At 37.6% G+C, this 25,647-nt stretch carries 24 protein-coding genes, 2 tRNA genes and 1 pseudogene; 15 read left to right on the top strand and 12 right to left on the bottom strand.

Translation table 11 applies throughout. From position 1 onward, the window contains the following. Positions 1-2: 2 nt before the first annotated feature. The 3 genes from rarD to uvrB form a co-directional block, all read right to left on the bottom strand. Entirely contained in the window at positions 3-953 is a 951-nt protein-coding gene (gene rarD, locus O1449_RS04840; protein ID WP_269239325.1) for an EamA family transporter RarD, read from the bottom strand. Positions 954-1,056: 103 nt separating this feature from the next. Continuing rightward, the gene (locus tag O1449_RS04835; protein WP_269239324.1) at positions 1,057-1,641 is read right to left on the bottom strand and encodes a lipocalin family protein; all 585 of its coding nucleotides are present in this window, start codon (positions 1,639-1,641) and stop codon (positions 1,057-1,059) included. 120 nt (positions 1,642-1,761) lie between these two features. Further along, entirely contained in the window at positions 1,762-3,786 is a 2,025-nt protein-coding gene (gene uvrB / locus O1449_RS04830; protein WP_269239323.1) for an excinuclease ABC subunit UvrB, read from the bottom strand. A gap of 256 nt (positions 3,787-4,042) precedes the next feature. Here uvrB and O1449_RS04825 point away from each other — a divergent pair, with 256 nt between their 5' ends. The 3 genes from O1449_RS04825 (at position 4,043) to O1449_RS04815 (ending at position 7,847) form a co-directional block, all read left to right on the top strand. After that, on the top strand, positions 4,043-5,194 hold the full coding sequence (locus O1449_RS04825; protein WP_269239322.1) for a GGDEF domain-containing protein: 1,152 nt from the start codon (positions 4,043-4,045) through the stop codon (positions 5,192-5,194). 197 nt (positions 5,195-5,391) lie between these two features. Beyond that, entirely contained in the window at positions 5,392-6,198 is an 807-nt protein-coding gene (locus tag O1449_RS04820; protein WP_269239321.1) for an A1S_2505 family phage non-structural protein, read from the top strand. A 275-nt stretch (positions 6,199-6,473) separates the two neighbouring features. Beyond that, entirely contained in the window at positions 6,474-7,847 is a 1,374-nt protein-coding gene (locus O1449_RS04815) for a CmpA/NrtA family ABC transporter substrate-binding protein (protein WP_269239320.1), read from the top strand. Between the two features lie 110 nt (positions 7,848-7,957). Here the strand turns inward: O1449_RS04815 and O1449_RS04810 are convergent, their stop codons facing one another. Further along, positions 7,958-8,137 (bottom strand): hypothetical protein, encoded by a 180-nt coding sequence (locus O1449_RS04810; protein WP_005217453.1) that lies wholly within the window; start codon positions 8,135-8,137, stop codon positions 7,958-7,960. A 214-nt stretch (positions 8,138-8,351) separates the two neighbouring features. On the opposite strand from O1449_RS04810, the gene O1449_RS04805 reads away from it, so the two are divergent. Then, positions 8,352-9,587 carry a pyridoxal phosphate-dependent aminotransferase gene (locus O1449_RS04805; protein ID WP_005157664.1) on the top strand — a complete coding sequence of 412 codons (1,236 nt, stop codon included), beginning with the start codon at positions 8,352-8,354 and terminating at the stop codon, positions 9,585-9,587. A 68-nt stretch (positions 9,588-9,655) separates the two neighbouring features. Here the strand turns inward: O1449_RS04805 and O1449_RS04800 are convergent, their stop codons facing one another. Further along, positions 9,656-10,075: a GFA family protein gene (locus O1449_RS04800; RefSeq protein ID WP_269239319.1), complete on the bottom strand. Its 420-nt coding sequence runs from the start codon at positions 10,073-10,075 to the stop codon at positions 9,656-9,658. Between the two features lie 253 nt (positions 10,076-10,328). Further along, positions 10,329-10,760: a hypothetical protein gene (locus O1449_RS04795; RefSeq protein ID WP_269239318.1), complete on the bottom strand. Its 432-nt coding sequence runs from the start codon at positions 10,758-10,760 to the stop codon at positions 10,329-10,331. Between the two features lie 235 nt (positions 10,761-10,995). Here O1449_RS04795 and O1449_RS04790 point away from each other — a divergent pair. From O1449_RS04790 to O1449_RS04780, 3 genes are all read left to right on the top strand, one after another. Further along, positions 10,996-11,071 (top strand) — tRNA-Asn (locus O1449_RS04790). A gap of 200 nt (positions 11,072-11,271) precedes the next feature. Continuing rightward, positions 11,272-11,347, top strand: a tRNA-Asn gene (locus O1449_RS04785). 58 nt (positions 11,348-11,405) lie between these two features. Beyond that, positions 11,406-11,846, top strand: a complete 441-nt coding sequence (locus tag O1449_RS04780) for a DUF2726 domain-containing protein (protein ID WP_269228359.1) — start codon at positions 11,406-11,408, stop codon at positions 11,844-11,846. 21 nt (positions 11,847-11,867) lie between these two features. Here the strand turns inward: O1449_RS04780 and O1449_RS04775 are convergent, their stop codons facing one another. The 5 genes and pseudogenes from O1449_RS04775 to glnA all read right to left on the bottom strand — a co-directional run bounded on the left by O1449_RS04775 (position 11,868) and on the right by glnA (position 16,161). Then, complete coding sequence (locus tag O1449_RS04775; RefSeq protein WP_269239317.1) at positions 11,868-12,074, bottom strand: hypothetical protein; 207 nt, start codon at positions 12,072-12,074, stop codon at positions 11,868-11,870. A 106-nt stretch (positions 12,075-12,180) separates the two neighbouring features. Next, positions 12,181-13,126 (bottom strand): annotated as a pseudogene (locus O1449_RS04770) (alpha/beta hydrolase family protein). A gap of 105 nt (positions 13,127-13,231) precedes the next feature. Continuing rightward, a complete protein-coding gene (gene ubiA, locus O1449_RS04765; protein WP_269239316.1) occupies positions 13,232-14,113 on the bottom strand; it encodes a 4-hydroxybenzoate octaprenyltransferase in 882 nt (293 codons plus the stop codon). A 15-nt stretch (positions 14,114-14,128) separates the two neighbouring features. Next, positions 14,129-14,620, bottom strand: a complete 492-nt coding sequence (locus O1449_RS04760) for a chorismate--pyruvate lyase family protein (protein ID WP_269239315.1) — start codon at positions 14,618-14,620, stop codon at positions 14,129-14,131. A 125-nt stretch (positions 14,621-14,745) separates the two neighbouring features. After that, on the bottom strand, positions 14,746-16,161 hold the full coding sequence (gene glnA, locus O1449_RS04755; RefSeq protein WP_269239314.1) for a type I glutamate--ammonia ligase: 1,416 nt from the start codon (positions 16,159-16,161) through the stop codon (positions 14,746-14,748). 623 nt (positions 16,162-16,784) lie between these two features. On the opposite strand from glnA, the gene O1449_RS04750 reads away from it, so the two are divergent. From O1449_RS04750 to O1449_RS04715, 8 genes are all read left to right on the top strand, one after another. Then, the gene (locus O1449_RS04750; protein WP_269239313.1) at positions 16,785-17,369 is read left to right on the top strand and encodes an anthranilate synthase component II; all 585 of its coding nucleotides are present in this window, start codon (positions 16,785-16,787) and stop codon (positions 17,367-17,369) included. A gap of 348 nt (positions 17,370-17,717) precedes the next feature. Beyond that, positions 17,718-19,076 carry an L-cystine transporter gene (locus tag O1449_RS04745; protein WP_269239312.1) on the top strand — a complete coding sequence of 453 codons (1,359 nt, stop codon included), beginning with the start codon at positions 17,718-17,720 and terminating at the stop codon, positions 19,074-19,076. Between the two features lie 259 nt (positions 19,077-19,335). Next, positions 19,336-20,385 carry an anthranilate phosphoribosyltransferase gene (gene trpD / locus O1449_RS04740; protein WP_269239668.1) on the top strand — a complete coding sequence of 350 codons (1,050 nt, stop codon included), beginning with the start codon at positions 19,336-19,338 and terminating at the stop codon, positions 20,383-20,385. A 9-nt stretch (positions 20,386-20,394) separates the two neighbouring features. Further along, complete coding sequence (gene trpC, locus O1449_RS04735) at positions 20,395-21,201, top strand: indole-3-glycerol phosphate synthase TrpC (RefSeq protein ID WP_269239311.1); 807 nt, start codon at positions 20,395-20,397, stop codon at positions 21,199-21,201. Positions 21,202-21,341: 140 nt separating this feature from the next. Beyond that, on the top strand, positions 21,342-21,761 hold the full coding sequence (locus tag O1449_RS04730) for a hypothetical protein (protein ID WP_269239310.1): 420 nt from the start codon (positions 21,342-21,344) through the stop codon (positions 21,759-21,761). Between the two features lie 198 nt (positions 21,762-21,959). Further along, on the top strand, positions 21,960-22,649 hold the full coding sequence (locus O1449_RS04725) for a Smr/MutS family protein (RefSeq protein WP_269239309.1): 690 nt from the start codon (positions 21,960-21,962) through the stop codon (positions 22,647-22,649). A 90-nt stretch (positions 22,650-22,739) separates the two neighbouring features. After that, entirely contained in the window at positions 22,740-23,288 is a 549-nt protein-coding gene (gene folE / locus O1449_RS04720; protein WP_017397502.1) for a GTP cyclohydrolase I FolE, read from the top strand. A gap of 14 nt (positions 23,289-23,302) precedes the next feature. Then, positions 23,303-23,665 carry a cupin domain-containing protein gene (locus tag O1449_RS04715; RefSeq protein ID WP_269239308.1) on the top strand — a complete coding sequence of 121 codons (363 nt, stop codon included), beginning with the start codon at positions 23,303-23,305 and terminating at the stop codon, positions 23,663-23,665. A gap of 36 nt (positions 23,666-23,701) precedes the next feature. On the opposite strand, the gene O1449_RS04710 is transcribed toward O1449_RS04715, so the two are convergent. Continuing rightward, positions 23,702-25,582, bottom strand: coding sequence for an Lnb N-terminal periplasmic domain-containing protein (locus tag O1449_RS04710; protein ID WP_269239307.1), 1,881 nt, complete (start codon positions 25,580-25,582; stop codon positions 23,702-23,704). Positions 25,583-25,647 lie beyond the last annotated feature (65 nt).

Raw genomic sequence — 25,647 nt, 5'->3', positions numbered from 1 at the left:
ATTCAGCGCCCAATCTCTTCATCATCGCCTAAACGTTTGGAATATTGTTTGATATTCAACTCCAACTGTTGTTTTCGTTGTCTTTGTTTTAAGAGGTGTAATGCACCTTCTATCACCAACACCAATACGGCCAACCAAATAGGAATATAGGTCAACCATTCACCCTCACCAATTTTTTCACCAAGCACCAATGCGGCCAATGCCAATAAAACGGGTTCTAAATAGCCCAATAAGCCAAAAATAATCAGCGGCAAATAGCGACTCGCTAAAATATAACTTCCTAGGCCAATCGCACTCAACAAACCTAAACCTAGAACGACAACTCCCAAACTAGGATGCTCTACAAACTTTAAATACGGTGTATCCCCAGTTTGAGTGAAGAAAATCGCAATTGGTAGGATCAGCAATAAATCCCACCAAAAACCACCTAAGTGGTCCGTTTGAATTTTTTTACGAAGAATGAAATAAGCTGCATAGCCTAAAGCGACAAAAGCCGTCTCCCATGCGATTGTCCCTAAACGCCAAATCTCATGTCCAACACCAAATACTGCCAGAAATACGGCGAGATACTGAAACTTGGAAAGCTTTTCTCCATATAAAAAGCTTCCAGCAAGCACAAGAACCAAAGGCAACAGGAAATACCCCAAAGAGACTTGTAACCCACGACCATGCATAGGTCCCCATAAAAACAACCATAATTGTGCTGAGGTCAGTACGGAAGTGATCATTAGAAACACTAATAAACTAGGCTTTGCTATGATTCGATTAAATATGGTTTTGATATGAGTCAAGTCACCACTAAACCACATAAATAAAGTCAAAAATGGAATTGTGGCAATAATTCGCCACCCAAAAGTTTGTTCACTATCTAATGCACCCAGTAATTGAGTGTAAAAATACAGAATCCCAAAGGTAACAGAAGCCAAAACTGAATAAGCGATGCCTTTTAACATTTTGACCTCAGAAGCATTTGGGACGTATCTTAAAAACGTGAATTATCCACTATATAAAAATAAAAAAACCATGCATGCATGGTTTCCAACAAGTATAACTGATTTAACGATGTTCAGGGTAAATCACATCACGGATATCATAGCCTAATGATTTAGCATAATTTAAATATTCATGAACTGTTTCTTTCTTAGGATTAGGCGTTCTAGAAAGCACCCATAAATATTTACGGCTCGGTTCTCCAACCAATACTGTTTGATAATCTTCATCAAGCTTTAAAACCCAGTAATCTCCGCGTGCAACAGGAATCCAACGCACGCCTTCAGGTAAAAAGCTCACTCTTAATTTGGTGTTAAAAGGCGCATTCGCAACAAACGCCTCACCTAAACTGCGTTGTAAATTACCTTCACTGTCATAACATTTGTTATCAACAACAATATTGCCATTTTCGTTTAACGTATAAGTTGCTGTCACGTTATAAGCGCATTTACGCTCAAAGAACATTGGCTTACGAGCAACTTCATACCAAACACCTAAATATTTATCCAGTTCTACTTTTTCAACTGTAGGTAAAGACTTTGATTGTGCATAAGCAATCGTTCCTACAGCCAGTCCAGTTAAGACCACTCCACCAATTGCAATTTTTATTAAACGCCAACTTGCTTTAGGGAAATTCTTAATTAGCGGCATGGGAAATCCTCAAAACAGAAATTTGTTATCAATAGTCATATATTTAGCTTTTCAACATAGCCTATTTTATAAACAAAGATTGTTGCGATATGTATCCCTCTTGAGGATTTCTCTGCTAGATTACGATTGCAACATATATGCTTTTAAACGCACGATTTCGTCTCGCAATCTTGCTGCCTGCTCAAACTGAAGCTCTTTTGAAGCTTTTAACATTTCTTTTTCAAGCTTGGTAATATGCTTGGCAAATAACTTTGGATCAGATAACAAATGCTGTTCGTCGGCACTGATACTCTGCGCTTGCTCTAACACTTTTTCATCAATTTCATCATCACTGAGCACTTCACCAGTATCGATTTCTTTAATTGCTTGGCGCACAGCACTACGTGGCGTAATACCATGAAGCTGATTAAATTCGATCTGCTTATTACGGCGACGATCTGTTTCATCCATCGCTTTACGCATTGAATCTGTAATACGGTCAGCATACAAAATCGCTTTACCTTTGACATTACGTGCTGCACGACCAATGGTTTGAATCAATGAACGTTCTGAACGCAAGAAACCTTCTTTATCCGCATCTAAGATTGCAACCAAAGATACTTCTGGCATATCTAGACCTTCCCGCAGTAGGTTAATCCCCACCAGAACATCATGCACACCAGTACGTAATTCGTGAATAATTTTGACGCGCTCAACAGTATCAATATCAGAGTGCAGATAAGCCACTTTAACGCCATATTCTTTCAGGTATGAGGTTAAATCTTCTGCCATACGTTTAGTCAAAGTTGTCACAAGGACACGTTCATTTAAATGCTTACGAATATTAATCTCTGACAGCACATCATCGACTTGTGTAAGCACTGGACGTACTTCAATTTCAGGATCAATCAAGCCTGTTGGACGAACCACCTGCTCAACGATTTGCTCTGACTTTTCCAGTTCATAATGTGCAGGCGTTGCACTCACAAAAACCGTGGTCGGAACAATTCGCTCCCACTCTTCAAATTTCATTGGACGGTTATCCAAAGCACTGGGTAAGCGGAAACCATAATTCACTAAGTTTTCTTTACGTGAACGGTCACCTTTATACATCGCACCAATTTGAGGAACTGTCACATGCGATTCATCAATAATCAGCAATGCATCTTCAGGGATATAATCAAATAAAGTAGGCGGCGCTTCGCCTGCTGTGCGGCCTGAAAGATGGCGAGAGTAGTTTTCAATCCCATTGGTATAACCCAACTGTTGCATCATCTCTAAATCATAACGGGTACGCTGTTCAATACGTTGTGCTTCCAGTAATTTGTCATGCTCTTTGAAGAATTTAAGCTGATCTTTCAATTCGTCTTTAATGGTATCAATCGCGCGGGTTAAATGATCTTTCGGGGTCACATAATGACTCTTTGGATAAATCGTCACACGTGGTACTTTACGCACCAACTTTCCTGTCAATGGGTCAAACCAACGAATCGAATCAACCTCATCATCGAATAATTCAACTCGAATCGCATCTTTATCAGACTCGGCAGGGAAAATATCAATGATTTCTCCACGAATACGATAAGTACCACGCAAGAACTCCAATTCATTACGGGTATATTGCATTTCCACCAAACGGCGAATGATCTCATCACGGCTGACGCGATCGCCTTGCACAATATGCAACAGCATTTGCATATAGGCATTCGGATCACCCAAACCATAAATCGCAGAAACTGAAGCGACAATAATGGCATCACGACGCTCTAATAAAGCACGCGTTGCAGAAAGACGCATTTGGTCAATGTGGTCGTTGATTGCTGAGTCTTTTTCGATAAAGGTATCGGATGACGGCACATAGGCTTCTGGTTGATAGTAATCGTAATAACTGACGAAATATTCAACCGCATTATTCGGAAAAAAAGCTTTGAACTCACCATAAAGCTGTGCAGCAAGCGTTTTGTTGTGTGCCATGACGATGGTCGGACGCTGTGTTTGTGCAATCACATTCGCCATCGTATAGGTTTTACCAGAACCCGTCACTCCAAGTAGTAACTGATTACGAAGACCATGCTCAATGCCATTAACTAACTTCTTAATCGCTTGTGGTTGATCACCAGCAGGTTGATAATTGGTGACTAACTCAAAAGGTTGGTTTTCGCTCACAAGAATACCCTTTTCAATCGATGCCTTATTGATGGAGGCAATTGACTCAATTTACAATCACTTTTATGTATTTCACTATAAAATATTATGCCAATCGTAAATACATATAAATTATTTACCAATGAATAAAAAAATATGAACAAGCTAGAGTTTTTACTCAATTATTTTGATATTTTCGATTAAGTGTGTTGAATTCATATATAAAAGCACATTAATCTACACCTTTCAAAAATATCAAGAATTTAGAAAAATTGCTGTGAATTCACTCAATGCGCAATATTTTATATTAATTGTCCCCAGTTGCCTGTTTTTTATTGGTTTGGCATTTACTTGCTGCCGTCTTTTTTTTAAGGCTGATATTTTTTTATTATGGATTGGATTGGCATATACCATTCCCTCTATTGCATTGTTTGCGCAATGCCTAATGTCCAATCCGCAACTCACACTTGCTGCACCTTTTACTGCTATTCTTTACTTGCTAGGTAGTTGGCTTGGCGCATATGCAATTAGTTTAAAACTAAATACAGTATTCCAACATAAGCTAGCTTTTTGGATTATTTTTTTTGCGGTTTTAGCATTAACCTACTATTCATATGTTGAACCGCAAATTTGGTTTCGCCTGATTATTCTTAATTTAGCACTAGGTAGTGTTGGATTACTCGTTATTCCTGCACTTTTCCATCAACTACCCAAAAGCCAATCATTTGATCGTTGGGTGCTGATTTTTTATTTTATTAATGTGCTTTACTCATTCATCAGAGCCATAATCAATTTTCTATTTCTAGAACATATCGATCATAACCATGTCACGTTGACTTCGTCTTCATGGTGGTTACTAGGTATGTCAATCAATATTATCTTGAATATTTTATTTGCAATTGTACTAAGTGGCTGTGCGATTAAAGATGTCATTCATCACCTCAATAATGACCGTTTGCACGACCCACTCACCCACTTATTGAATCGTCGTGGTTTCTTTGAAAGAAGTGCATCCTTGTCATTTACCTCACAATCATATTTTCTCGTAAGTCTAGATCTGGATCATTTTAAAAGTATTAATGATACTTGGGGACATTATATTGGCGATCAGATTTTACATGGTGTCAGCCAAATGATGCTGAAAGATAAACAAGCCGAAGATCTTATCGCTCGTTTTGGTGGTGAAGAGTTTATTTGTTTATTCATCGCAGAGGATGCTGCTGCTGCCCTGATGCGCATCGAGCATTATAAGAGATTGCTAGAACAAACAACTTTTACGAATTATCAAATTAAAATGACAGCAAGTTATGGTCTAACCCATATTCATAATATGCATGATATTGAATACGCATTACAACGTGCAGATGATTTACTCTATCAAGCAAAAACCAATGGTCGAAATCAGATCTCTTTTGATTTAATGCTCTGATTTACAAACTCATAGCTAAAACTTGTTTCAATGCACTCTCTATCCTTTTAAGTTACATCTGCAATAAAATCGCGTGCACCATCAAGAAGAATAAAAGCAGCATCAAGAAATAACGATAAGAAAAGTCTAAAGCACTATTGACCCCTTATTCAATCGGCTGCAACATGAGATCAATATACATTTGAATGATAAAAAATATGTCTTATCAATATCACGATGAAACTATTGTCACTGAACTTCCTGAAGATACCGTATTTGTTTTTGGTAGTAATTTAGCTGGAATACATGATAGTGGCGCCGCACGTGTCGCGGCACAACATTTCGCAGCAGTTAACGGTGTCGGACGTGGTTGGGCTGGGCAAAGTTTTGCTATTCCAACATTAAATGAACATATCCAGCAAATGCCACTTTCCCAAATTGAGCACTATGTCGATGATTTTAAGGTCTACGCTAAAAATCATCCAAAGATGAAATACTTTTTAACGGCACTCGGTTGTGGCATTGCGGGTTATAAAGTTTCTGAAATTGCCCCTTTATTCAAAGGAATTCATTCGAATGTAATTTTTCCAGAATCTTTTCGACCTTACATCGAAGATGATGCTGTTTCGCAATTTCCAGATCTGACTGCCAAAATGGTGCATAGTTTTATTTGCGATGAAGTCATTTTTTATTTTAATCATGGGTATGAATCTTTTGAAGAAGCTTTAGAACAAACAAAACTAAGCCCTTCAGAAAAAGCTATCGCGTTAATAGTACTTAATGAAGAACTTTATCCGCGTGATCGTTATGGAAGAGGTCGTGAACATGAAATTAACGATATATTGGCCAAATTGAATGGCAAAATATTTGATTTTCATGATAATTCTGAAGGTCCAATGATCTTTGTTAGTGCAATTATTGCATTAATGGAGCTCTATGATTTCGATGAGCAAGACTTTATTGCTTTATGGCAGGGCAAAAGTATTATTAAGCATCCTGTTCATCGCACCTTAAAAAAACATTAACTCACTCGATGATGAATCAGGTTTTATCTTTCAAGCATAAAACTTGATTCTTCCCATAATTACAATTTGGTTACAACATCCAAAATCCACAAAAAATAAATTATAAGATAATGATATTTAATAAAAAACAAATAAAAATCACCATAAAAGTCGCAAACACCAAAATCCATACAAGTGTATAAAATTAGAGTAATCTCAATGACTTACATAAAATAACAATAATGGTATGTTTTTTGCTCTGTATCTATTGATGTTTATTATTGACGGGGAATTAAATGAGAAAAGTATTTTTTAATAAGGCATTCATCATATCTTATATGGCGAGCCTTCTTTTATTAGTCACTGGCTGCCATCCATCCCCTGATAGTAACGCAGCTCAATCAACCACAGAAAAAACGGCGCTAAAAATTGGTTTTGTTAAACTAACAGATATGGCACCTTTAGCCGTTGCTGTTGAGAAAGGTTTTTTTAAAGACGAAGGGCTATCAGTCCAACTCGAAGTACAACCCAACTGGAAGCTATTATATACACGTGTACAAAAAGGTGAATTAGACGGCGCGCAAATGCTTGCTGCAATGCCACTTGCGTCCATGACTGCAACACCAAGCGGTACAGAAATTATCACGCCATTTACCATGTCTTACAATGGTGCAGGGATCACCATTTCAAATGCGATATGGTCGGAAATGAAAAATAATATTCCTCTAGAAGACGGTAAACCGCAGCATCCGATTAGTGCATCGGCGCTTAAACCGATTGTGGATCAATACAAACAAAAGCATAAGCCTTTTAATTTAGGCATAACTTTTCCAACAGGCACACACAATTATATGTTGCGCTATTGGTTAGCCGCTGGCGGTATCAATCCAGGTATGTATGATCCAAATAAAAATGATTTGAGTGGTAATATCGGTGCCGACGTAACCCTTTCCGTTGTACCACCACCAGAAATGATGGCAAAAATGGTAACAGGAACAACCTTAGGATACTCAGTCGGTGAACCATGGAATCAAAAAGCAGTGAAAAAAGGCTTTGGTGTTCCTGTCATTACATCTGATGTGTTATGGGATAATGGTGCTGATAAAGTATTTGGAGTTACAGCATCGTTTGCAGAACAAAATCCAAATACCACAGTAAAAGTTGTAAAAGCACTCATTCGTGCATCAAGTTGGTTAGATGAAAATGATCGTATCAACCGCAAAGAAGCCGCTAAGATAATTTCTCAACCCAATTATACTGGTGTCGATGAAGATATTATTTTAAATAGCATGACGGGTGTTTTTGAATACGAAAAAGGAGATATTCGTCCTTTAAAATCATTTAATACCTTCTTTACAGGACAGTACGGTATTCCTTACTATTCAGATGCAATTTGGTGGTTAACTCAAATGCGCCGTTGGGGACAAATTGCGGAGACTAAACCGAATAATTGGTACCTTGAAACCGCTCAGAAAGCCTATCGCCCAGACATCTACACAAAGGCTGCAAATAGTTTAATCGCTGAAGGCAAAATGAAAAAAGAACAATTTCCAAACCTTGCAACAGCAACATTCATAAAACCACCACAAACCAGTCGTTTAGATGGAGTTGTGTTTGATGCCAATAAACCAACCGCATTTTTAGCAGCGTTTAAGATTGGTAATAAATAAAAATTAATCAAATAAAAAAAAGCCAATGATACGTTTATATAAACATGACATTGGCTTTTTTATCGACTCATCTTTTAGGAAGCTACTGCGAAAGTATGCTCCATCAAAAACTATCGTTTCCCCATCGAACGACGTGTACCACGCGGTGGCATCCAAGTACGATCTGCATATTGCTCAGGTTTTGGTCGCACCTGATTATGCGTAGCATCCTCAGAGTCATCCTGAGTAGATGGCATAGGGAAAGGTAATTTGACTAAAGCTTTCTTGGCTTTAGGTTGTTGCGCAGTCATTGAAATTCTCTCGAAATTTAAATTTCTAGCGCCTATTGTAATAGATTTTTATTATTTTGCTAAAAATAAAATATGTAAAAAAGTACTGTACGATCTAAACCTATAATTTGGTAACTTTTTATTCAATCAAGGTAAGTTTCAGCCACAAATAAATCGATTTAAGCTAAAATGAGCTGCTTTTTTATTTTCTAATCCCATAAGAAGGAATAATGCCGTGGACGTACGTCTCTCTGATCGTGTCAATGCTATCAAACCGTCCCCTACACTTGCAGTAACCAACAAAGCCGCTGAGCTTAAAGCTGCTGGTAAAAACGTGATTGGTTTAGGTGCAGGCGAACCAGACTTTGATACCCCTCAACATATCAAAGATGCTGCAATTGAAGCGATTAATAAAGGCTTTACAAAATACACAGCTGTAGACGGTACTCCGAGCTTAAAAAAAGCAATTATCGCAAAATTAAAACGTGATAATAACTTAGACTACCAACCTAACCAGATTTTAGTATCTTGTGGTGGTAAACAAAGTTTCTTTAACTTGGCACTTGCTTTGTTAAACAAGGGTGATGAAGTAATCATTCCTGCACCATTCTGGGTAAGCTATCCAGATATGGTAATTATTGCTGAAGGTACGCCTGTTATTGTGAAATGTGGTGAAGAACAACGCTTCAAAATCACACCAGAACAATTGGAAGCTGCTATTACACCAAATACACGTTTACTTGTATTAAACAGCCCTTCTAACCCAACAGGTATGATTTATACTAAAGCTGAATTAGAAGCTTTGGCTGAGGTACTTCGTCGTCATCCACAAGTATTAATTGCTTCTGACGACATGTACGAACCAATTCGTTGGGAAGATGAGTTCTATAACATCGCAACAATTGCACCTGACTTATATGATCGTACAATTGTTCTTAACGGCGTATCAAAGGCGTATGCAATGACAGGTTGGCGTATTGGTTACGCTGCTGGTCCCGCAAAACTCATTGGTGCGATGAAAAACATCCAATCTCAATCAACATCTAACCCAACGTCAATTTCACAAGTTGCGGCTGAAGCGGCATTAAATGGCCCACAAGATGTATTAAAACCAATGATTGAAGCGTTTAAACGCCGTCATGACTTAGTTGTAAATGGTTTAAACGAAATCAACGGTATCTCTTGCTTACCTGCTGATGGCGCATTCTATGCCTATGCAAACATCCGTCCATTGATTCGTGCCAAAGGTTTAAAATCTTGCACAGAATTCTCTGAATGGTTGCTTGAAGAAACTGGTGTAGCTGTTGTACCCGGTGATGCTTTTGGTTTAGGTGGTTTTATGCGTATTTCTTATGCAACTGCTGATGATGTATTAGTTGATGCTTTAGCGCGTATTAAAAAAGCAGCAGACTCAATTGATGGTGTTGATGCCGCAATTGCTTCGATTGCAGCAGAAAAAGCCGCTCAATAATCTGAGTTGCGATACAAAGAAGCTTCTTAATGAAGCTTCTTTTTTTTCTTTATGAATCAGCTAAAAATTTATTCTTTTGCTTCTGCATTAAATAAAGCAACTACATCAGCTTCAGTCATCTTTTTCGTTGCATTTTGAAATGCGTAAAACTCAGGCTTACTATCAATATAGATTTCCAAATCAAAATTCAAATCTTGAGGTGACTGATTCAATGCAAAAGCATTAATATTGCAATAATTCTGATCTTTAGTGCGCCAAAATAAATTTGTGCCACAAGCATTACAGAACCCACGCTCGCCCCAAGCCGATGAATTATAGATAGAGAGATGGTCTTGTTTTAAAAATTTTAAGCTGCCCTGTTTCACATCAATCGTCATAATCACACCACTGGTCTGTCGACGACAAATTGAGCAATGACAAGCATGTACGTCATGATTGCTTAATTCAACTTCAAATGTGGTTTCACCACAAACACATTGTCCTTTCATTATAAACTTACCTTTTATTCAAAATTGTTATCAATTAATTTTAGAAGAAAATAAAAAAACATTGAATTTAATAATTTCTGCAACACAATCTTATATTCATAAGATACTTCAAAATAGTTTATTTGCTTTTACTTGACATACATCAGCTTCATTTAGATTGATACAAAAATAAGGGCGATAATATTAAAAATTATACAGTGACATACATATACGCCCTTTAATTTTATGCTGTAGATTTATGCTTACTATGATTTCATGCAATCGCTTTATTTTCATGAAAGTTTTTTGGTCGTGAGCATAAGTGACTGAAAACAGCATATTGCCAAATACTCTTCACTTGTACAGCTACAATTTTATTTTCTGCAACTGACCAAGCCAATGCAGTATTTGCACCCAAAATAAGCTCACCACCGAGCTGAAATAAGTACAAAGGGAAATGCTCATTCACCGTTAATACATTTTTCTGCGTCAATAAATTTTTAGCGTTTTGGATTTTCCATTTATCACCAAACCAAAGTTGCAATAAATCGCCTAGAAATAAAACCTGTTGCTTAAATGGAAATGTATTTAAAAAACAGTTTTCAACTGATGTGTAATACCGCTGAGGATCTTCAATGATTTCAAGATAATGATCTTGATAAAAAGATAAATTTGAAAAAATAGATTGAATGCTAAGAATAGTCATTTTGACCTCCGATTTAGCCATTTTAGTGCTGGCAAGTTGGGTTAAATCCACACGGTCTAGATAAAAATCTAAACACTTTTCTGTTTCGAATCTAACAACAGCTTGATCAAAGTTCAAGTTATTTTTCCGATTTCGCCCCAATTGTGCAAATAAAAAGCATACAGTGAAAAAATGAAAGAAACATGACACTTTTAGCTTGACCGATTTTAAAAGCTGCCTATAATGGCATTCAGATTCTCCCATAGCTCAGTCGGTAGAGCGACGGACTGTTAATCCGCAGGTCCCTGGTTCGAGCCCAGGTGGGAGAGCCAAATTCAAAGAAGCCTATATCCAATATGATATGGGCTTTTTTATTGACCGAAATTCCCTCTAGCTCCTACTAAAAACAAAGTATCCTATCCATTAAATTTATAAAAATGCTGATAAAAAGTACAATCAAATCAATATTTAAATTTTTTGTTATTCAGCTCTTGACCACACTCCTATTCATGCATAGAATGCCTATCCAGATTCTCCCATAGCTCAGTCGGTAGAGCGACGGACTGTTAATCCGCAGGTCCCTGGTTCGAGCCCAGGTGGGAGAGCCAAAATTCTAAAAACCCACTCTTATTGAGTGGGTTTTTTATTCATGTATTGATAATAAATATGTTTGCATCTAATCAGATTATCTTTTTGCTTATTGGCTTGATTAGCACAGTATTACTTTTAATTAGTTGTCTACGTTCTTTTCTACCACAGCAGAAGTTTTTTGCTCGCCCTGTTATTACCACATTTGAATCAAAGATGTTCACGAGGCTAAAACAGGCATTCCCTAACAATCACATCCTTACACAAGTCGCTTTCAGTGCTTTAATTACCAGCGATCATTATAAAATTCGTAGTCAATTCAATCGCAAAGTGACTGATTTCGTGATTTTAGACCAAGAAATGAATGTATTGGCAATCATCGAACTTGATGATCCAAGTCATATTGGAAAAGAATTAGAAGACAAAAAACGCGATCAAATGCTTTTAGAGGCAGGGTATAAAGTGCATCGCTACACTCAAATTCCATCTGTAAAACAATTACAGATGGACATTCGATAAATCAAATTTTCTAATTAAGGATTATTCAGACTGAATTGCTGATTCAGCATTTTTCTGTTTTTCAAATTTCTTTGCAATTTCTGCATGTTGTTGATCGTATTTTTTCTTGGTTTGCGCATCACTTTTTGCAGCTAGAAATGCCATGCCTATAATAAAGATTGGGATCAGAAGCCCCAGACTCATTAATAACCAAGGTATCGGCTTCTTTTCAGTAGATTGTTGACTCATAAATGATCCAGATTCCAATAACACAACTCATCTTAATGTAACAATATAACAAAAAAGAGCCGCTATGAAGAGACTCTTTTTTGAAAGTTATGATCTTAATAAAAGCTTAAAATTTACCTGTAGACTGAGCATTTTGACCCGCATCTTTTTGATCATCAGTCAGCACAATCCCCGTACCTGCTGACATATATTTTTGAATAAATTCCACTGCTTTTGCATTTCTACAAATGATCGCCTGCGTATGCGTTGCATTTGGTACGATATCCAATAAATAATTTTCATCATAAGCTGCTTATGGAAAGAATTTTAAAGCATTCTCTTTCATATTCTTAACTAACAGTTGCGTAACTGCTGGCAATACCGCTTGATCTTTTTCTCCCTGAATAAGTAAGACAGGTGTCTTAATTACTTTTTCTTTAGTCGAATTGGTTGCAGGCTGAGTCGCCGCTAAGAAATTTTGCACCACAACATCTTCTTTAAACTTAGTTAGATCAATACCAAACTGTGTGATTTGATGTGTAGGGTCTACTAAGAAAGCCAAAATCCCCGCTTTAAATTTCTCTTGCAACCCATTTGCACTATCTGGAGCTAGATAACTCAAGCATGCACCATCATCGCCGGTACGACCATATGCTAAATCTGCGATACCTAACCCCTCATAATCAGGTGCAATCACAACGTAACCAGCCACCAATAGAGTATCAGCAAGGATTCTACAACGAGGATTAATCACATTTTTGCTTGGTGCCCAACCATCACCCACCCCAACAGTTCCATGTTCCCACACAACAATACGATAACAATCTACAGGTTTAGCAACTTTAGGAAAAAGCACCATCGCTGTTGCAGTTGCTGTTCGCCCTTGAACATTTGCAATTTTACAGGTCATTACTTTAATCGAAGCAGCAGTATTAACCGTATCAATCGCATAATTGCTTTCATACAAATGGGGGTTACTCGAATCTACTCCAGTGTAATCATCATTACATGCAGTTAAAAAATAATGCTGAAATAGAGAGTGTCATTGCTAAAGCAATTTTTGACCGTTTCATAAAATATCCTTTTGTCTTTGTTTCTTGCGCACGAAACTAGATGCTGCTTTATTAATGCACAAAAAAAATGCCCTATATAGGACACTTTTCAACCAATAAGTCATTTTAAGACATTAATTCCAAAAAGATTCCCAGAAAAATTATCATTCCTACCCAACGATTGTGACGGAATGCCCAGAAACAAATCTGTGGTTCTCGATGTTTAGTTTTATATGCCTGATAAACAAAATCCCCTGCAACAATAAGTAATGCAATCATTCCAAACGGCATAAAAATATGTTGCAGATACAAAGCTGAGCCAATTAATAACAAGCTAATAAACTGTAATAAACCAATTATCTGTATATCGTAATTACCAAATAAAATTGCGGTAGATTTCACACCAATTTTCAAATCATATTCACGATCAGTAATTGCATATTGTGTATCATAAGCTACTGTCCAAGCCAAATTACCGAAATATAAAAGCCAACAGGTTAAATCTGGCGTTTGCCCAACCGCAGTATATGCCATCGGGATTGACCATGAAAAAGCAGCACCTAAAAACACCTGTGGTAAATTGGTAAAGCGTTTCATAAAGGGATAAATAAACGCTAAAAATAATGCACCAAATGACCAATAAAAGGTTTCGATCGGCAGGAAAAATAGCAACATAGCACTTGCAGTAACTAAAGCTAAAAATACAAAAACAGCCTCGCGAGCACGAATTATACCTGTAGCTAAAGGGCGTGTTTTTGTACGTTCAACATGCGCATCAACTTTACGGTCAGCAAAATCATTGATCGCACAGCCTGCTGCACGCATAAAAATAACACCCAAAATCATAAGCAATAATATTTTAAGATCTGGTGTCCCTTTTGCAGCAATCCACAAAGCCCACATAGTCGGCCAAAAAACCAATTCTGTACCGATTGGCTTATCAAAGCGGCATAAATAATAATAGGCTTCTAAACGTTGTCGCCAAGTCGTATGTTGCACTGTTTCCATGATGAATCCTTAGAGTCAATGCTGTTGAATAAACTGCTCAAATGCTGGGAGAAAAGTCTCTTGCACGATAAATTTACAACCATGCCAAGTATAACAACTTTGTCTAGTCCAACCTTCTTCTAGATAAATAACCCTTCTTTCACAAGCTGGATGAGTTCGTTGAAATAAAAACCAACCGATTGGCTTATTACGGATATGCCGAAATAATCGAGCTTTCTTGTGTAGGCTTAAAATTGGAAAAATACTTTTTGCTTTGACCCAAGCCTGTGCCTGATTACCATATAGATTCGTTTCACGCACCCATGCAATATGGTGTGCTGGCATTTGCATCCATTGGCTATCGTTAAAAGCGAGTCGTTGAAACTGTTCGTTGAGACGCTCGACATGAAATACTCCCTCACCCAAATCAGTCAATTGCTGAGTGAGAGAACCAGATGCATACAACCATTTTTTTAATTCAGCTGGGATCTCTCGCCCCTTAATTCTGTTTGGTCGTAAATTTCGCATGCTTGGCTCACTAAAAACATCGCAACTAGTTTACATGAATTTCTTTGGAAAAAGCGTATGACTTTCAATTGAATCAAAAACATAAAAAAAGCTCGCCGAAGCGAGCTTTTTCAGAATCGAATGTATTACAAGCTATAGTACATATCAAATTCAACTGGGTGAGTCGTCGTATTAAGACGACGTACATCTTCAGTTTTAAGTTCGATATATGCATCAAGCATTTCTTTAGTGAATACACCGCCTTTCAACAGGAACTCGTGATCCGCTTCAAGTGCAGCAATTGCCATTTCTAAGTTATGAGCAACTGTTGGGATTTTTGCTTCTTCTTCAGGAGGAAGATCATACAAGTTCTTGTCAGCAGCTTCGCCTGGGTGGATCTTGTTTTGGATACCGTCAAGACCAGCCATTAACAATGCTGAGAAACCTAAGTATGGGTTCATTAATGGATCAGGGAAACGTGCTTCAATACGCTTGCCTTTAGGACTAGAAACGTAAGGAATACGAATAGAAGCAGAACGGTTACGTGCTGAGTAAGCAAGCATAATCGGAGCTTCGTAGTGTGGAACTAAACGCTTATAAGAGTTTGTACCTGGGTTCGTGATTGCATTCAATGCACGAGCGTGCTTGATGATACCACCAATGAAGAACAATGCCATTTCAGATAAACCAGCATATTCATCACCAGCAAACAAGTTCTTGCCATCTTTAGAGATAGACATATGAACGTGCATACCAGAACCGTTATCACCTACCATTGGCTTAGGCATAAATGTCGCTGTTTTGCCATATTGGTGAGCAACGTTCCAAACTGCATATTTGAATTGTTGAACTTCGTCTGCTTTACGAACTAAAGTATTGAAGCTCACACCAATTTCTAATTGGCAAGAAGCAACTTCGTGGTGATGTACTTCTACACGACCAGGGCCCATGATGTCTTCGATACGTGCACACATTTCAGCACGCATATCTTGATGAGAGTCAACTGGAGGAACTGGGAAGTAACCGCCTTTAACGCGTGGACGATGACCAGAGTTACCTGCTTCGTAATCTTTACCTGTAGACCATGCAGCTTCTTCAGCGATTAATGTATGGCGAGCGCCAGACATATCGATGTCCCATTTCACTTCGTCAAAAACGAAGAATTCTGGTTCTGGACCAAAGAATGCAGTATCACCGATACCAGTAGATTTTAAATATTCTTCAGCACGACGAGCAATCGAACGTGGGTCACGCTCGTAACCTTGACCAGTAGATGGCTCGATTACGTCACAAGTTACAACAACTGTTGGCTCAGCAAAGAACGGGTCAAGAAAACCTGTTTCAGCATCTGGACGTAAGATCATGTCAGAAGCTTCAATGCCTTTCCAACCAGCGATTGAAGAACCATCAAACATTTTACCGTCTTCAAATGTATCTTCATCAATTGTGTCAGCTGGGTAAGTTACGTGTTGCTCTTTACCCTTAGTATCAGTAAAGCGAAAATCGACCCATTTTGCGCCACTTTCTTTGATGAGTTGAAGGACCTTGTTCGCCATGCTCATTTGCTCCAATGAAATTTTTATGCACTTGTTAAGTGCGTGTTAGTTGTTGATATATAATTAGCAATTATCATACCAACAATTTTAAAGCATACCTAAAACATTGAAATTCTTTGCAGAAAAAATGCTTTAAGCTCCATGTCCTATGTCCACTATAATGTTTGCTTTCACAAATGCACCATATTTAAACATTCCGATCCCAGCTAGTCCCCAAAATAGACATAACGAACCAAAGTGGTGCAAAACATATAACAGAGAACTAATGTAGTGCAAAAGCACACCATCACTAGTTAGCATAAATTGGCTTTTTATATCATTCTTTTTAACTTCATTCCAATCAATTCATTTAGACTTTTGGTTCACTTTGTATATTTTCACCCAAGTCATTCAATTTATGAAATTTATTATCTGTTTCTATGGTTCTTTATATCCTCGGTTTATAAATCCATCAAAACATCTATTAAACGAAATATTCAACATTGATCATTTGTTTTTGTTATGATTATTGTCCTCTATATCTAAGAAATGCCTTTACGACGCATATAGCGCGAAAGGAATATCGTTTTTAGATAGGTTTATCAAAAGCAAAAGCACAATAAAGTGCGTATTTTCAAAAGGTTATAATCATGCTTTTAATGATTGACAACTATGACAGTTTTACTTACAACATCGTTCAATATTTTGGCGAATTGAATCAAGAAGTAAAAGTTGTTCGTAATGATCAAGTCACATTAGAAGATATTGAACGATGGCAGCCTAAATACTTGGTAATTGGTCCAGGTCCATGCTCACCAAGTGAAGCAGGAATTTCTATTCCTGCAATTAACCATTTTGCGGGTAAAATTCCTTTATTGGGTGTCTGTCTTGGACATCAAGCGATTGGACAGGCATTTGGTGGCAAGATTATCCGCGCTAAAACGGTTATGCATGGTCGTTTATCTGATATGCATCACAGTGACAAAGGAATTTTTAGTCACTTACCTTCCCCGTTTGCTGCTACACGTTACCACTCATTGGTAATTGAGCAAGAAACGTTGCCAGAATGTCTAGAGGTGACGTGCTGGACGAACCAAATAGATGGCACAATTGAAGAAATTATGGGCGTGAAACATAAAACACTTCCTATTGAAGGTGTTCAATTCCACCCCGAATCTATTTTGAGCGAACATGGTCATCAAATTTTTAAAAACTTCTTAGATATTTACGCTTAATTACTAAGTTTTATTTAAAAACAGCTTATTTGTATAATAGGCTGTTTTTATTTTGAACATATAAAATCACTATAGAACTCATACACACTGATTATTTTTTCAGCATTAAAATCAAGACTTAAAAATTTAATTCAAAGCAAATCATTCTTTTTAAAAAATTAAAATACTTTTCATGTATTTCAGAAGAAGAAATTCATCCTCATTTTTTTCAGTTCTAGAATTCCTTTTTAATTTTTTAGATTAAGTATAGTCATAGGAATGATTAAGCTTCATGGGTGCTGAATGATAGAATCTGAATCATTATTTTCTAGAGATCTCCCCCTGAAATATCAATCAGGATAACCTATTGTGAATATCTTAGTTTTATTGAATATTATTGTTTTTTTCTTGCTGATTGCAGGATTGTTTTTTAGTTACCGACAAGATTGGAGTCTTTCTAAAAAAGTACTGATCGGTATGATCGTAGGTATTATTTATGGTTTAAGTCTTAAAGCGATTTACAGCAACAGTGCAATTATTGAACAATCTGTTGCATGGTTCAATCTCATCGGTAATGGTTATGTTCAACTTTTACAAATGGTGATCATGCCACTTATTTTTATCTCCATTTTAAGTGCGGTCGTCAAACTCCATCAAACCACTTCTTTAGGTAAAATCAGCGTATTTGTTATTGGTATTTTACTGGTTACCACAGCAATTGCTGCTTTTGTCGGAATTAGTATTACTAACTTATTTGGTCTGACTGCCGAGGGCTTAGTCCAAGGCACTAAAGAAACTGCGCGCCTTGCTGCAATTCAAAGCGATTACATTGGTCAAGTCACGAACCTAGATATACCTAAACTACTTCTCTCTTTATTGCCACAAAACCCTTTTGCAGATTTAACAGGTATACGACCAACATCAATCATTAGTGTGGTGATTTTCTCAGCTTTTTTAGGTGTTGCAGCATTAAAATTGATGGATAAAGACCCGATCAATGGTGAGAGAATTCGACATGGTATCGAAGCATTACAAGCCTTGATTATTGGCTTAGTGCGTTTAGTGATGCAATTTACGCCTTATGGTGTATTAGCACTCATGGCGAAAATGGTCGCAACTGCAAACCTTGCTGACATTGTTAAGCTAGGTGAGTTTCTAGTCGCTTCTTATCTCGGTCTTGCCGTTATGTTTATTGTACATGGGCTAATTTTATTATTCGTTCGTGTCAACCCAATTGAGTTTTTCAAAAAAGTTTTTCCTGTACTTACTTTTGCATTTACAAGCCGCTCAAGTGCAGCAAGCATTCCTCTCAACATTGAAACACAACATAAACAATTAAGTGTTCCAGAAGGCATCGCCAGTTTTTCAGCATCATTTGGAGCGACAATAGGTCAAAATGGTTGTGCAGGTTTATACCCAGCTATGCTTGCGGTTATGGTAGCGCCTACAGTAGGAATTAATCCTCTTGATCCTTTATGGATAGCACAACTGGTGACAATCGTTACACTGAGTTCAATCGGTGTCGCAGGTGTTGGTGGTGGCGCAACATTCGCTGCCTTGATTGTTTTACCTGCAATGGGGCTGCCAGTCACATTGGTCGCTCTACTGATTTCGATTGAACCGTTGATTGATATGGGCCGTACGGCTTTAAATGTAAATGGCTCTATAACTGCTGGTGTGGCAACAAGCCAAATACTTGGGCTTAGAAACAGCATCAATAACGATTAATCAAATATTGTTTCAATCAAAGCCAATCATTCGATTCGATGATTGGCTTTTAATTTTATACAGATCATGATTAGAAAAGATTAAGAACCACTCTACCTAGCTATTTAAATTAAAATCTAAGCACAAACATAAAACTGAGACTATTTTCTGCTAACATAGCCGATTAGCAAGTGAGCCATTTCTCACAAAACCAAGCCCTTCTTCTTTACTAACCAACTTCACTTAAGAATTTTAATCATTAATGCTGTAACTCATGACTATGAATATCCAACAGGCTCTTAATCACATTACCAAAAACATTCATCTTACCCAGCCACAAATGGAAGATGTCATGCGTAGCATTATGCAGGGCGAAGCAACTGATGCACAAATCGGTGCGTTAATGATGGGCTTGCGCATGAAAGGTGAAAGTATTGATGAAATCACTGCAGCAGCACGCATTATGCGTGAGTTTGCAATTAAAATTGATGTGAGTGATATTCCTCACTTGGTTGATATTGTCGGCACAGGTGGAGATGGTCAGAATTTATTTAACGTCTCTACAGCTTCAAGTTTCGTTATAGCTGCTGCTGGTGCAACCATCGCCAAACATGGTAACCGTGGTGTGTCGAGTAAGTCAGGTTCATCCGATGTACTCGAACAAATGGGAATTCAGCTTGATTTAGATATGCAACAAACCGAACGCTGCATCCGTGAAATGGGTGTAGGTTTCCTATTTGCACCAAATCATCATAAAGCCATGCGTTATGCAGTCGCACCTCGTCGTGAGTTAGGTATTCGTAGTATTTTCAATCTACTTGGCCCATTAACAAATCCTGCTGGTGTGAATCGTTTTGTGATCGGGGTATTTTCAGATGAGTTATGTCGCCCTATCGCTGAAGTATTAAAGCAGTTGGGTGCAGTGCATGTACTGGTTGTACACTCTAAAGATGGTTTAGATGAGATCAGTCTTGCAGCCCCAACGACTGTCGCAGAACTTAAAGATGGTGAAATTAGCGAATGGACGCTAACGCCTGATGAAGTTGGTATTCCCTCTCAAACACTGACTGGCTTAGTGGTCAACAGTTCAGAAGAAAGCTTAAAGCTGATCAAAGATGCTTTAGGTCGTGATAAATCAGATATTGGTGAAAAAGCAGCAAACATGATTGCACTGAATGCAGGTGCAGGTATTTATGTTGCTGGTATCACCAAGACTTACAAGCAAGCAGTTGAGTTCGCTCAAGATATTCTTTATGGCGGACAAGCTTTAGAAAAAATGAGTATCTTGGCTGAATTTACCAAGACATTGAAACAATCTCAGGCAGACTAAGGACTTCTCATGATCGATATTCAAAATACCATTTTAGGTAAAATTGTTGACCGCAAACATGAGGAGCTTGCAACACGTTTAAAACAACGTAGCTTGTATGATGTAGAACAGTGGGCAAAAGAAGCAACACCTGTTCGTGGTTTTGCCAAGGCTTTACAACATAAACGTCCAGCCGTTATTGCTGAAATTAAAAAAGCGTCACCATCTAAAGGTGTGATCCGAGCAGATTTCAATCCTGCTGAAATTGCACAGCAATATGAACAAGCAGGTGCTGCTTGTTTGTCTGTATTAACAGATGTGGATTTCTTCCAAGGTGCGGATGAAAATATTGCAATCGCACGTAATCACTGTGGCCTACCTGCGTTGCGCAAAGATTTCTTAGTTGATCCTTATAATGTTGTTGAAGCACGTGCCTTACATGCAGATTGTATTTTATTAATTGTGGCATGTTTATCAGATCAACAACTTGAAGAAATGTCGAAAACTGCATTTGAGCATCAGTTGGATGTGTTGGTCGAAGTACACGATGAATATGAGTTAGAGCGTGCGTTAAAGCTTTCTGAGCAATGTATTCTAGGTGTTAATAACCGCAACCTTAAAACCTTTGATGTAGATTTAAATACCTCATTACGTTTAAAGAAATTATTGCCTGCTTCTCGTGTTTTAGTCACAGAAAGTGGTATTGCAACTCCTGCTGATGTAGAAATGATGCAAGCCAATGATATTCATACGTTCCTTGTTGGTGAAAGCTTTATGAAACAGCCCCACCCTGATCTGGCGTTTGGTGAGTTGTTTGGAAAAACTGAACAGGTTTAAATTTATGAGGTTCAAGGTAAAATTTTGCCTTGAACCTTTTAAATGATGCTAGAACTAAATATAAGTTCTTAATAAAGAATAAAAATTAGAGTTAGAAAATACCAATAGATTAATCAACGATTAAAGACTGATGAAAAAACATGAGTAATTTTTTATTAATTCTAGGGCTGATCTTTTTAGTTAGCTTTCCAATTTATAGTCATCTCTATTGCTATCAAAAAATTCAGAAGTTCAAAAATCCAAGAGTATTTTATTTCTTTAGTTTAATTCCTGGAGTCATCTTTATTAGCAGCGGAATGTACTTTTCCCCTGTAGATACATTTATTAAATCTGAAGAATGCGGTGTAGTAGAACAATATAAAACTTTTCAGAAACGGAGAGGTCACTTCGAGCGCCTTGCAATTGTGATGGATCAATCTGGTTATATTCGTTATTTTGACTTCGATGATACTTTACCCCGTGTTCAAGTTAACCAACATATTTGCTTTGAACTGTACGACCGTTTAAAAAATAAAGGCTTAAACCAATCACGAATTATAAGGATTCTAATTCCCTCTTAATAAATGAAAAATTACAAACGTAGCTTCCGTAGATAATGGATAAAGAAACTAAATCAATTTATCCCATCAATACTTTGAAGCATTTATCATCACTTTAAAGCTCATATCGCTCCATGAATGCAATTCAGTTCAAATCATCACGGTTTCGGACTATAATTTTTCCATCTCTCTCGTATCTTGCATATTTTCTTAAAAATTATGAGTAAACATGATTCCTCGCTTTCTAAAGATCAGTTTAACTTGCTGAAAGCTTTTAAAAAGCAAATCTCTAGTCCTCAATCTAATGCTATAGCAAAACAAGTTAAGGCAAAAAAAACTCAGGCTATCAATGAGGAGTTGGAAGATACTGAGCTTTTTAAAAAAGCCCTACTTGGGGTAAAACCTATCGACAATCAAAATATTGCAGACACCAAAGTCACACGTCGCAAAAAAGTTGATGCCCAAACTTTAGCAAAACGCGCAGCAGCCGAAGGTGGTACTGAGCAAGAGCTTACAGAAATTTCGGATACTCAAGCGATCCTAAATCCAGTGGCAAGCCAAACGACTTTAAGCTATCGCATTGCAACCTTGCAGCACAAAGTCTTTGAAGATTTAAAAACAGGTAAAACTCGTTGGTTTGAAGCAGTCGATTTACATGGCTGTACCGTTGAACAAGCCCGAGCAGCCGTTCTACAGATCATTCAAATGGCAAAAGATGAAAATCAAAATGTCATCAAAATTGTTCACGGTAAAGGACCTGAAGCCATTTTAAAAACCTATGTCAATGGCTGGCTTAGACAACATCGTGATGTACTTGCATTTGTCAGCGCACCTGAAAATCAAGGGGGTACTGGTGCTGTTTTAGTGCTCTTAAAACGTGCAGAAAAGAACCCAAAGCACAAACAATAATCGGCATTTGGTTCAAAATTAAGTTTTTGAGTCGTTTTCTGATACAATTCCCGTTTTGTTCAACCCACCTAAGTGAACATTGTTATGTCTATGCAGCAATCGTACGCAAATATTTTAACTGCCGTTGGTGAAGATCTAAATCGCCCAGGCTTAAAAGATACGCCTATGCGTGCGGCTAAAGCTTTTTCTTTTTTAACTTCTGGTTATAGCAAAACCCTTGAAGAAGTTACAAATAGTGCGGTTTTCCCATCCGATAACCACGAAATGGTATTGGTCAAAAATATCGAGTTTTATTCGCTTTGTGAACATCACCTTCTCCCTTTTTATGGTCGTGTCCATATTGCTTATTTACCTGAAGGTCAAGTTTTAGGTTTATCTAAATTTGCACGTATTACAGAAATGTTTGCGCGTCGTTTGCAAATTCAAGAAAACTTAACACAGCAAATTGCAGAAGCAGTTGCTGAAGTAACTCAAGCACGTGGTGTTGCGGTTGTCATTGACTCAGCCCATATGTGTATGATGATGCGCGGTGTTGGTAAGCAAGAATCAACCACACGTACAGTTTCTTTTGTGGGTGATTTTAAAACGGATAAAGATGCACGTCGTGAGTTTTTAAGTGCTGTTCCTGAAAGCTATTAAGCTGAGCAATTAGAATGTCATCAGTTCAGTTAGCAGGTTTCGGCGATTTAATCGTAAATGAAGCAAATATTGATTACCCTCGTCCCGATCGTCTGGTTCGAGGTAATCCTGAACGTCTCACCTATAGCTTATATGAACATCCACATATGGACTGCGGTATTTGGAAATGTGAAATTGGTGCTTGGAATATTGTATTTGCTGACAATAAACAAGAGTTCTTTCAAGTGATTGAAGGAATTGTCCGTATCCACGATGCAAAAACCAATTCTTTTATTGAAGTGACTGCTGGAAATGCAGGGATTATCCCACCCGCATTTGTCGGTACATTTGAAGTCGTTGAAGCAGTTAAAAAATACTATGTCATCGTTGAAGTCTAGATACTGGAAATTAGCCTGATCCTAGTGATATCTTATCTAAAAAAACAGAACATAGCCTAAACCTACTTTATTCCAGTCTTTATGATCTTGTTGTTCAAAATCCAAATTCAGACGCAGAGCATGATTTGTATTCACACTATATTGTAGCTGTGTACCGACTCTTAAATTCCACTGGTTCTGATCTTGCCAATACGGCAGTTCAACTTGCACCACACTATTAATATTATCAGACCATACGTTCATACAACCTACAGTCGGCCCAGCTCCAACACGCCAGCCTTTATCTAAATTTTTACCGCCTTGAATATGGCTTTGTAGTTGGGCATAACACAGATGTTGACGATCATAATCTGCCACGCTATAACCAACTTGCATATTTAGATTCATCACGCCATGTTGCGCATCTTCACTCAACTGCCCATTTTCAATCGCTTCCTGTTTCCAACCTAGATTAAATCCCCAAGTTAACGGCGATTTAAAAGGTTGAACTGGATTATAAGAATTCACCGATAATAGATCTAAATGTTCGAGCTTGAGCTTGTCATCACGATATTGCAGACTACCATCTAAAAACAGTAATTGTGTGCCTGTGCGATAACCTCCTTGTGGATCAATCAAATCGTGATAAGCCTGACGTTGACCCAGCTCCACAAACTTTTGTCCTTGCACCTCACCCACATTCACTGACAAATTACGTGCATGATGCCCTTCTACAGGCTGCATTTTTGGACGCTCTGGTTGTTGGCGTTGCTTTTCAACTTGAATCTGACTTCTTTCAGCAAGAAGCTGTCTTAATTTTGGCTGAGCAATATTGGCATCAACTTGACGGCTGATATATTGTAGATATAAATCATCGTAAGCCATTTCTAAAATTTTGGCCTGATCTTGCTGGCTATATGTTTTTAGCGTGGATTGAACTTGATCAGTTTCAATAAAAGCAATTTGATGGGCAATTTTAGCCAAATCTGTACCATGTTGTTTGGCTTGCGAAAGTAGTTGAGTTTCCAATGCAGGACGATAGACCACTTCTTTAACTAAAGCTTGCTGATCAACAGCCTTTAAGGTTTCAATTGGAATTGCAGCGTAACTAAACTGCTGTTTTAGGTTTAAATCGGGACGTACTAAATCAATTAGACCTAATAAACGATAAGCACAATTATCACTGACGAAATAATAGGGAAAACTCACATGCTGCATTTCCCAAATATGTTCAACCAAAAAATGAGTTTTTTCAGGTGTTAAATTGAGCTCATATTCCCATAGATCACGACTTTCAAAATCACCATACTCTTTTACTTTGCGATAATACGGCATTAGTGAATATTCACCGGGATACTGTCCTGTTAAGCCTTTCCATGCATAAGACCAATTATCATCACCTTTCACTGTGGCTGCATAATTTACTGCATAGGAAACCAAATTGAGTTGTTTCTGATCTTTAGGATCTAGACGCAGCAAAGTATGCCCAAACATCGAACTCGGATTGCCCATAAAGTCAGTGGCATAAACCAAAGTGGCTTTATGCGGCTTGATTTGATTGATCCAATCGTTAAATTCAACACAATTTACTTTTGGAAGTTGTTGTACATCAATATCGAGTTGTTGCATTAACCAACGACTACGTGCAGGAAACTTACAACGGATGGATTGGTTATCTGGGGCTTCAAGAAACAAGGCTTTAATATTTGCTTGTAATTCACTCTTTAAATTTGTTTTGCCGTCTTTGGCATAAAAATAACCAGCATAAGTGACTTCACTGTTTTGTTTTTGATCGGCATACATCAAGCGTTGCCATGTGGTTTGATGATCTAATTGTTTTTGTTGAGCAAGGTCTAAATACTTTTGTAAATCAGATTCAACCGAGGCATATGTAAAATGACATATCAAAGATGTAAATACAAAAGTAGCTAATTTCATTCAATCGCAATTTTTAAAAATAATCAGAATAAGTATAAGAAAACCCTGCCATTAAGACAGGGTTT

Source organism: Acinetobacter sp. TR3 (assembly GCF_027105055.1).
Lineage (GTDB): Bacteria > Pseudomonadota > Gammaproteobacteria > Pseudomonadales > Moraxellaceae > Acinetobacter.
This window is presented reverse-complemented; position numbering and strand designations above follow the sequence as displayed.